The following is a 10,242-nucleotide window of genomic DNA, read 5'->3' as shown; positions in this document are numbered from 1 at the left end:
CCCCTCGGCCCCCGACTTCGAGACCGCCTTGGAGATGCCCTTGGCGACCTTCGCCGCCGCGCCGACCACCGCCGCGCCGGCTCCCACCGCCGCCAGGGCTTCGCCGCCCGCTGATATCACCGCCCCGGCCGCCGCGGCTGTCGCTCCGAATGTGGCGCCTTCGGCGGCTCCGGTGGCCGCCGCCATCATGACTCCGGCGCAGGCGACGCCTGCCGGGGTGACGCAGGCCGCGACCACCGCCACGACCACCACCGTGATCACGACGATCACGGCGACCGTCTCGACCTTGTCCCAGACCTTCTGCCACCAGTGGTGGTGCTTCGGCTTCTTGGGCGGTGCGGGCCGGCTGTCGTACACGACGCCGGTGGTGGCCGTGTAGGTGGCGTACGCGTCCTCGCTCTTCGTCTCCGGTGAGGAGCCCCGGTTGCACTTCTCCGGGTTGAAGTCGCAGATCGTCTGCCCGGTGGGGTCCGCGTTGTTCAGCGGGGAGTTGTCCGCGTACGCGTAACCGTTGAGAGCCTGCGGGTCGCCCGCGTCGAAGACCGGGTCCACCGACAGGAACCGGCCCAGGTTCGGGTCGTACTCGCGGGCGCCCAGGTTGGTCAGGCCCGTGTCCGTGTCCACGGTCCCGCCCACGAAGCCCTTGTCGCCGGGCCATGTGGCGGGAGTCGGGCCGCCCCGGGTCTGGCCGAACGGGGTCGTCGGCCGGCGCTGGACCGTGAGCGTCGCGGAGTCCACGGCGACGTTGTCCGTGCCGTGCGGGTCAGAGGCCAGGTACGTGAGGCGGCCGTCGCTCGTGCGGGCCAGGGTCAGGGAGCCCGGGACGCCGTAGTAGCGGGTGGCGCTCGTGGTGTTGGTGTCCTTGTTCAGGACCACCTCGGTGCCCGGCAGGTACAGCGTCGACGTCGTCGGGTCGTGGCGCAGCAGCTGGTTGCCGTCCGCGTCGTAGACGAAGTCCGTGCCCTTCTCCGTCTGGGTCCTGGTGACCGTGTCGAGCTTGCCCTCGTCGGTCCAGCTGAAGTTCTGCGTTCCCGCTTTCGTGGTGTGGGCGGTGGTGTTGCCGGACTCGTCGTACGCGAACGTCTCCGTGCTCGTGCCGGTGGCCGGGCTGCTGGACGTCATGGACTGGACGGCGTGCGGATGCGGCTGCCCGGCCGTCGGGTAGGTCTGGGCGTGGGTGACGTCCTTCGTGGTGTCACCGGTGACGTCGTGGTCGACCTCGCTCGTACGGTTGCCGGTCAGGTCGTACCCGTACGACTGCCAGTACGGGTTCGGGCCGCCCAGGTTGGCCGCGCTCGGCGTGGTGTTGGTGCAGCCGCCGATGCCCGAGACCTTCGGGGCGGGCTCTGTGGTGGCGCCGCCCTTGTCGGTCCACGCTTCGGTGAGCCGGTTGAGGTAGTCGTAGCTGAAGCACTGGGTGTCGGTCTGGCCGGTGTCCTGGGTGTCCGAGGCCGAGGTGACCGCGCCGGACGGGGTGTAGGTGTAGCTGGTGACGTCGACCGGTGTGGTGCCGTTCTCCTTGTCGAGTGTCGACTTGAGCACCCGGCCGGTGGCGGGGTCGTAGCTGTTGGTCTGCGAAACCTGCTTGGGCACGTCGCCGAGGAGGCTGCGCTGGACCTGCCCGTACGGCGTGTACCACATGCCGCTGATGTAGTCGGCTCCTCCACCGACCAGCATCGGCTTGCCGGCGAGGTTGTAGGAGTAGTAGACCGGCTCGGCGGCCAGGCCTCCCGCGGCCGGCATGGTGGCGGTATCCAGCAGACCGGTGTTCGGCGTGTACGCCGCGGTGGTCGTGTAGGTGCCGGCCAGTTTGCCCTCGGCCGCGGGGATCGTGACCGTGCTGCCCATGGGCCGGTACGCCACGTCGTAGCCGGTGACCGCGTTGGTGTACGCGTTGCCGTTGCTGTAGCGGGTCGATGACGTCGGCTGTCCCTTGGCCAGGGTGTCGTACGTCCACGAGGCAAGTTTGGTGCCGCTCGTCGACCCCGCGTACTCGGCTGTCCTGCGGCCCAGTTCGTCGTACGTGAACGCCAGGGTCTTGTGACGGGCGTCCGTCACCGAGGTGAGACGGTCGAGGTCGTCGTACCCGTAGGTGGTCGTGCCGGTGTCCGGGTCCGTGGAGGACGCCCGGCGCCCGTGCTGGTCGAAGGTGGTGCTCCACTTGTTGCCCGCGCTGTCGGTCACCTGGTCCTGGTTGCCCGACGCGTCGTAGTGGTAGCGCGTGTTGTCGGACGGGCCGGTGGGCGTGCCGCCGTGGTACTGGCGGAGCTCGACCGTGTGGCCACGTGCGTCGGTGATGGTGCTGGTCGCCGAGGTGCCGGGCGGCGGGGTCACGTCGACCCGGTCGACGCCGGGGTACGCGGTGCTGCTGCGCCACTGTTCCACGGCGAGGCTGGAGAGGGTCTGGGCCACGGGGCGGCCCATGCCGTCGTAGAAGGTGCCGGTCTGGGACGGCACCTGGTCGTCGTTGACCACGAACAGCGAGGGTGTGGGGTTGGTGGTGTTGTAGTAGGGGGCGTTGGTCTTCACCGTCCAGCCGTGGGTGTCGTAGAAGGCGTCCGACACCAGCCGGCCCGTGCCGCCGTCGGCGCTGCTCTGCTGCTCCTGGCGCAGCCGCAGCAGGCCGTCGTACAGCTTGTAGTCGATCGTGTAGGAGTTGTCCTCGCGGAGCGTCTCGCTGGTGACGACGCTCGGGGTGCCCTTGTTGAGCGCGTAGGTGAAACGCTTGTTGGCGCTCTTGCTCGCCTTGGGCCGGCCGGGCAGCCAGACGGCGGCGAGTCTGCCGATCGGGTCGTACGCCAGGTCGGTGATGCGGCCGTTGGCGTCCGTCGTGGTCAGCGGGGCGGCACGCAAGGGGTCGTACGTCGTGGTGCTCTTCCAGCCCGTGGTGGCCGGGGCGACGACCGGCTGGGTGCTCGTGGCGGAGGTCGGCAGCACGCCGGTCGCCGGGCTGTAGGAGGTGGATGTGGTGGCGCCTAGCGCATCGGTCACGCTCGTCGCTCGGCCGTAGCCGTCATAGGTGGTGGTGCCCACCGTCTTGAACTGGGCCGTGCCGGAACTGTCGTAGTGGTCGAGGACCTGGGTGGACGTGGCGTCGCCGGTGCCCAGGACGAAGCCGAACGGCTTGTTGTCGTACATGGTGCGGTTGTCCGCGAGGGTGTTGTCCGCGTTCGGCGTGCTGTCACAGCTTCCGGCGATCTTGATGACCTCGGACGGGAAGGCCATCATGTTGGCCCAAGCCGTCGCGTTCTGCGCGTAGCTGGTCTTCGTGCAGACTTCCGGCGTCGCCGAGGTGCCGTCGCCCTTGTCGTCGACCGCGACGACGCGTCCGTCCGTGTCGTACGAGGTGTCGATCTCCGAGGTGCGCCAGGTCTTGGCGGCGCGCAGCGCACTCGTCTGGACCTTGGCGGTGCCCCCGAGCCGGGCTGTCAGGTCGGGCAGACCGGATCGTTTGTGGGTGGCGGTGACGCGGCCCTCCCAGGGGGTACGGAAAGTGGCTTCCTGTATGGATCCGCCGGCCGTGTCGTAGGCCCGGCTCTCACGGACGACACCGGCCAGCTGATCGTCGTCGGTCACCGAGACGCCCGCGGAGTCCGTGACGGTGACCGACTTGTGGGAACCGTCGGCCTTCAGGTCCCCGTTCATGCCGCGCAGGTAGAGGGCGGAACTCTGGGTGAGCTCCTGGGGGGCGGTGCCGGTGTGGGTGACGACCTCTCCGTATCCGCGGAACTGGCCCCAGCTGCGGTTCTTGGGGTCCATCAGCTCTTCGTCGTCGTGGTGCCAGGCCGCGCCGCCCCGGTACTCGTACGACGTGGACTTGGCAGCGGCGCCAAGCGTGGAGTTGTCGACCTCTGTGACCTGTTCGACCACATACTTGTGGAACCAGTCCAGGGTCGGGTCGCTCGCGCCCTGCGGGACCCAGTACACGGGGTAGCAGGCCATGGTGTTGCTGTCGGGCGAGGCGGGCATGTGGGTGCCCTTGACGCACTCCGGCGACTTGTAGGTGATATTGATCTGGGCGCCGGCTTCGGTGACGATCGCCTTGACCCGGTAGCGGTTGATCGGCGGGATGTTGTCGGTGGTCGTGTCGACCCGGTTGGCCAGGCGTGTCCCGTAGAAGGTGACGGCGGGCAGCTGGAGCGAGCCGCCGTCCTTGCCCGTATGGGTGATGGACGCGAGCCACAGGCCCGGTTTGTTGGTGTCGCCCGTGGCCGGGAACTGGTGGGTGAGGTCGTAGGTGTCCGCCGGGGAGTACGCCGAGCCGACCAGCACCTGCGTGGTGATCGCCGTGAGCCGCCTCGTGGTCCAGAACGACGGTGCGTGGTTCGCACAGGTGCCGCTCGATGCACAGTTCTGGTCGAACGGCACATCGGGCCAGTGGGTGGCGGTGCTCGCGGTGGGCGGCGTGTCGGGACAGGTGAACGTCGAGTCGGAGACACAGCGCTCGGACGTGGCGAAGACGATCTGGGCGGCGGCCTTGCTCCCGGCGACCGCGTCCGGGACGCGCTGACCGTAGGAGATGGTGGTCAGATAGCCGGCGCGGATGTAGGGCGTCAGGGTGCTGGACGTGCCGCGCGCGTAGTAGTTCGACTCGGTCTTGTACGTGTACGTCGTCACGTTCTGGTTGGGGTCCACCACGAAGTCCAGCGACCAGTGCCACGCCTGCTGGCACCAGGAGGCTTCGAACGTGCTCCCGTGGCAGGGCTCCCCGGTGTTGTTGCCATAGACCGGGGCAGTCCAGGTGGAGTTGGTGGTGGGCGTGGTGGTGCTGCCGGGCGCGTGGTTGAGGCCGAAGTAGTACTGGGTGCCGTTGGTCGTGGTGACCTTCCAGTACTCGCCGTTCTGGGCGCCGTTCGTCGCGCCGGTGAGGTGCTCCACCCGGGAGCCGTCGTCGCCGCTCTCACGCCAGATGCCGGTCGTGTCGTCCTTCACCAGCTTGACGGTGCGACCGCCGAGCGAGAGCGTCGCGTTGTCGGTGGCCCAGCAGTTGTCACCGACCGTGTTGGGCTCGCCGTCCTTGGAGCACGGCTTGTACGAACGCTCGACGTAGCCGGGCTGGTAGTCCCAGCCGTCGCCGATCCAGGAGGGCTGGTTGTTGGTCGCGGCGGTACGGCCGTCGATGCTGGAGGAGTCGTACGACAGCGCAACCGAAGGCGCGGAGCCGCCGAGCGGCGGGGGCACGCTGATGGGGTAGTTCCAGGTGAAGTCGCCGGAGGAGGTGCCGGCGCTCCAGCTTCCGGACGGGGCGAGCGCGGTGGCGCCGTAGGTGCCGCCGGCTCCGCCCGGGGAGGCCGTCGCGGCCAGCACGAGCGACTGGGCACCGCTGCTCGTGGCAGCGCCGGGCAGCGTGACGTCGGCCACCAAGCGGTGGTTGGCGAAGTCGTTGCGGAACGGCACGGGCTTGGACGCGCGGCACGTAGGGGAGCCGGGCGTGGTCATGGCGCAGGCCGGCAGCTGGACCAGCTGGAGGCGGGCCGCGTAGTCGCCGCCGTAGGCGTCGGCGAATCCGGTGTAGTCCAGACCGACCGAGGTCTTGCCGCCGGCCTGGTGCGGTGCGCTGTCGGTCAGGGAGAACAGGGCGCCATTGATTCCGGCCCGTTGGGCAGCGGTGCGGCCCGCGACGGCGACGGTGACCGCTGTGGGTGTCTTGCCGGTGGCTTGGTTCGTACGCTGTTTGGTCAGTGCACCCGGGCGGCCGACCCATACCGGGGTTCCGGCCGCGTGGGCCGGCCCGGGCTCGGCGTAGGGCAGCCGCGTGACCGACTGCCGCGAGGGTGCCTGCGGGGGCGCGCTGTTGTCGGCCGCCGGATTGACTTGAACACGAGTCGCAGAAGGCCATGTCACCGACAGCGGGTGGTACTTGGCAGGTGACGAGCCGTGAGCACCGGACAGCGCGGCGGCCTGGTGCGGCTCGACGTCGTGCCCCGGCACCGAGTGCGCCTTGTCCAGTGGCCGCGGCGACCACTGCTTGGGCAGATGGTGTCCCTGAGCGAGCACCGGCGCCCCGGACAGCAGCGTCAGAACCAACGCGAAACAGGCGGCCAATGCCACCGTGTCTCGGGTTCTGCCCGCGCGTCGAATCCGGCCAAAAAATTGCGAGAAATACCCGCCCCTGCTTCTCACTACAGTCCCCACCCCAGCAAGCAAAAGAGACCGGAAAAGTAGCAGCGGAAAGGTATTACCCGTCACATGCGCACGCAAAAAATGAGCAAATTGAGGGTTCGTGTCCCCAGCCGGGCGCCACTTGGCTCAGATCGAGTGCTTCACAGAAGGTGCACCTGCCACACACAGGGTGGTCAAGCTGCTTCCCTGTTTTTTCACCATATGCCCGCCCTGCGCTGCACGGGACGTGCCACCGCCCTGCGCATCAGCCGCCCGGTTTGGTCCGTTATCTATTTATTCCATGTATCCGCCATTCAGGACGCCCCGAAGACTGGGACTGAATGTCGGACTCCCCGTATATGCTCCAGGGCGCTCGCTCAGTTACGCGGGCCGAATTTCCGATTCCGTGGCCATATAGGAGCAGCATGGGGACCCAAAGACGGCGCCGCCGAAAAACGATCGCCTCAGCTTGGAGCGTGGCGGTGAGCGGGGCCCTGATGGCAGTCGCGCTCGGCGCGGGCCCGGCCGCAGCCGACGACGGGAACACCACGCTTCCCGTGAAGCCGAACCCGGTCGAGTCCCCGGCCGCAGAATCCTCGGCTCCGCTCACCGGCCTCCAGGCCGCCGAAGCCGAGGCGGCGGCGCAGGCCAGGGCGACCGGCTCCGCCGTGCCCGTGCAGAGCGCCACCACCCCGACCAGCACGCTCACCGCCAACCCGGACGGGAGCTTCAGCCAGCGGCAGGACGTCACTCCCGTACGTGTGAAGAAGGACGGGCAGTGGAGGCCGCTCGACGCGACCCTCCAGCGCGGTGACGACGGGTCGATCACCACCACCGCCACGCCCACCGCGCTCGCGTTCTCGCCGGGCGGCACGGGGCCGCTGGCCAGGATGACCACACCCGAGGGCAGACAACTCGCGCTCTCCTGGCCCGATCCCCTGCCCGCGCCCACCGTCTCCGGCAGGGCCGCCTTGTACCCGAACGTCCTCCCCGATGTCGACCTCCGGGTCACCGCGCAGGACCAGGGCGGTTTCACCCAGGTCCTGATCGTCAAGACGCGCGAAGCGGCCGGAAACCCCAAGCTCGCCACGGTGCGGCTCGCCGCCTCGACGACGAGCGGGCTCACGCTGTCGGACGACGCGCACGGTGGCCTGAGCGCCAAGGACAGCACGGGGACCTCGGTCTTCTCCGCGCCGGCCCCGACGATGTGGGACTCCAGCACCCCTTCCGCGCCGGCCGCGTCCGGTTTCTCGTTGACCCGTAACAGGGCCCTCGTCCAGGAGCAGACGGCCGCCTCGGGGGAGGCCGCCTCCTCGCCGGACGGGCCGGGAACGGGTGCCAAGCAGGTGGACGTGCAGGCCCGGACCGGTGAGGGCGCCATCACCCTCACCCCCGACCAGCACCTGCTGACCGCCACTGACACGCACTACCCGGTGTACATCGACCCCAATTGGGAACCGAGCAGAACCGACAGCAACACCTGGGGCGCCACCTGGGAGGCATACAAGAACAGCGCCTGGGACACCGGCAAGTGGGGCAACCCCGGCGTTGGCTACCAGGGCTACCAGACCGACACCGGCATCGAGCGCGTCTACTACAAGTTCAACACGTCCCCGTACGCCGGAAAGGTCATCCACTCGGCCACCCTCACCATGACCGAGACGTACTCCGCCTCGATCGGCTGCGAAAAGTACGGGCTCAACGTCTACCGCACCGACTCCTTCAGCCCGGGCATCACCTGGAACACCGCACCGAGCGCCCACGAGAAGATCGGCAGCGCCTCGGTGACCGGCACCCGCAACAACGACTGCCCCGGCAACCAGCTCGCCGAGGCCGATGTCACCTCGGCCGTCGACAACGCGGGTACCAGCCTGTCCGTCGGCGTCTTCGCCGCCGACGAGAGCAACCGGGACGCCTTCAAGCGGTTCTCGACCAGCGCGTCCCTGGTCGTGCAGTACAACACCGCCCCCAAGGTGCCCACGTCACCCGGGACCACCCCCGCCGCCGTCTCTCCCGCCACGCCCGACTGCGGGGTGAACACCATCGGCTGGATCGGCGCGACCAACGCGGCCGGTGACGGCATCCACCTCCGGGCCACGGTCGCCGACGCCGACTCCGACCAGCAGGTCCGCGGACAGTTCGGGATCTGGGACGACTCGGACGGCAGCAGAAGCGTCATCGGCATGGGCGACAACGGCTCCAGTACCGCCTGGGTCTCCAGCGGCACCACCGTCGACAAGGCGGTCGGCACCCTCACCGACGGCCATCTGTACGGCTGGTACGTCCGATCCGATGACGGCATCAGCCAATCCGCCACCACACCCGTCTGTCATTTCCGGGTGGACGGGACGCCGCCCTCGGAGCCGACGGTCGCGTCCGACGACTATCCTGCCTCGGGCTCGACGGTCACGCCGCACCATGCGGACGACCGGTTCGGCGGCACGTTCCGACTCGGCGCCTCGGACGGCGGAAGCGGCGTCGACTACTTCGAGTACTCCTTCAACCGGTCCCTCCCGGTCGGCGGCGCCACGACCGTCGACGCCGTGAACGGCGCGGCTTCCCTGAACCTGACGCCCGGCCACTGGGGCACGAACGTGCTCTACGTGGACGCGGTCGACAACGCCGGAAACCGCTCACGGACGTACGAGTACGACTTCTACGTGCCGGGCAATCCGAACGCCAAGGCCGTGGCGGGGGATCTGACCGGTGACGGCCTGCCGGACATCGCCACCGTGGACGGCGGCGGGAACATCCGCATGTACCCCGTCGGCACGGACGACCCGGCGCGCGGCGGTACTGTCGCGGCCTACCAGGCACCCAGCAAGTTGCCGTCCACCGCCACGTGGGCCGGGGCCATCCTCGCCCACCGCGGTTCCCTGCACGGCGGACAGACGGTCGACGACCTGTTCGCCTACAAGGGCGGGGAGCTGTACCTCTACCTCAACCCGACGAACGGCGACTTCACCAAGGCCCAGCTGGTGACGGTGAGCCGACCGTCGTGCGTCGCCGACGCGGCCAAGTGCCAGGGGTATGACAAGATCGACTGGCAGCAGGTCACCCAGATCATCACTCCCGGAGATGCCGACGGAGACGGCGGCAACGACCTGATCACCGTGGAGAACGGTGTGCTCTGGCTGTTCCACGGGGCCGGCAACGGCCGTTTCGTCAACCCGGTCCAGATCGGTGCCGGCGGCTGGCAGAGCATGACCGTCCTCGCCCCCGGCGACATCGGCGCTGCCGGCGGCGCCGCCCGTGACGGCCTGCCGGATCTGTGGGCGCGCGACACCACCACGGGCGCCCTGTACGCGTACTACAACCGCGTGGGCGACCCGACCGGACTGGGCGACATCACCACGCGCCAGCAGATCGGCTCCGGTTTCTCCGTGCTGGCCCATCCGTCGATCACCTCCGACGGTGACCTCGACGGCGACGGCTACGCCGATCTCGTCTCCACCACCTGGGGCGGAAGCCTGATCGAGTTCCCCGGCCGGGCACCCGCGGCGGGCCAGTACCCGTTCACCGCCGCCGCGGACATCAGCCAGCGCGTCTGGGGCAAGACCATCCAGACCCTCGAGGGCTCTGCCTACCGGCCATACGCCAAGAACGACTACGACGGTGACGGCAGGAGCGATCTCACCGCCATCTCCGGCTCCGGCACCCTCTACTACTGGCACGGCAACGGCAACGGCAGCCTGCGCAACGGCGCCCGCTTGTGGCCGGTTGACGGCGACTACCTCACCTTCCGCGACCTGGCCCCGGGCGACTTCAACGGGGACGGCAAGACCGACCTCGCGGACATCAGCGGGGTGGGCACGCTCTACTGGAAGCCGGGTGACGGCAACGGCGGTCTCGGCGGTTCGGAGAAGCTGTGGCTCACGGAGGAGGACTTCAAGACCTTCCGGGATCTGACCCCCGGCGACTTCAACGGGGACGGCAAGTCGGATGTCGCTGTCATCTCCGGCKCMGGCAACCTCTACTGGTGGGCGGGCGACGGCAACGGCCACCTCGGCACCGCCCAACGCCTCTGGCCCAACGAAGGCGACTTCACCACCTTCCGCGACCTGACCACCGGCGACTTCAACGCAGACGGCCAAACCGACATCGCCGCGATCTCCGGCGCAGGCAACCTCTACTGGTGGG

At 69.0% G+C, this 10,242-nt stretch carries 2 protein-coding genes; one reads left to right on the top strand and one right to left on the bottom strand.

What is annotated here, in order from left to right; genetic code table 11:
* The coding region (locus ACJA3G_RS20230; protein ID WP_406554427.1) for an RHS repeat-associated core domain-containing protein at positions 1-5,997 on the bottom strand (5,997 nt) is incomplete at its 3' end.
* 587 nt (positions 5,998-6,584) lie between these two features.
* Here ACJA3G_RS20230 and ACJA3G_RS20225 point away from each other — a divergent pair.
* Positions 6,585-10,242, top strand: a 3,658-nt coding sequence (locus ACJA3G_RS20225; protein ID WP_406554426.1) for an FG-GAP-like repeat-containing protein, incomplete at its 3' end; no start/stop codon positions are given.

Source organism: Streptomyces sp. YS-3, assembly GCF_045257485.1.
Classification (GTDB): Bacteria; Actinomycetota; Actinomycetes; order Streptomycetales; family Streptomycetaceae; genus Streptomyces.
Note: the sequence above shows the minus strand (reverse complement) of the source record. Positions and strands in the feature narration are given on the sequence as shown.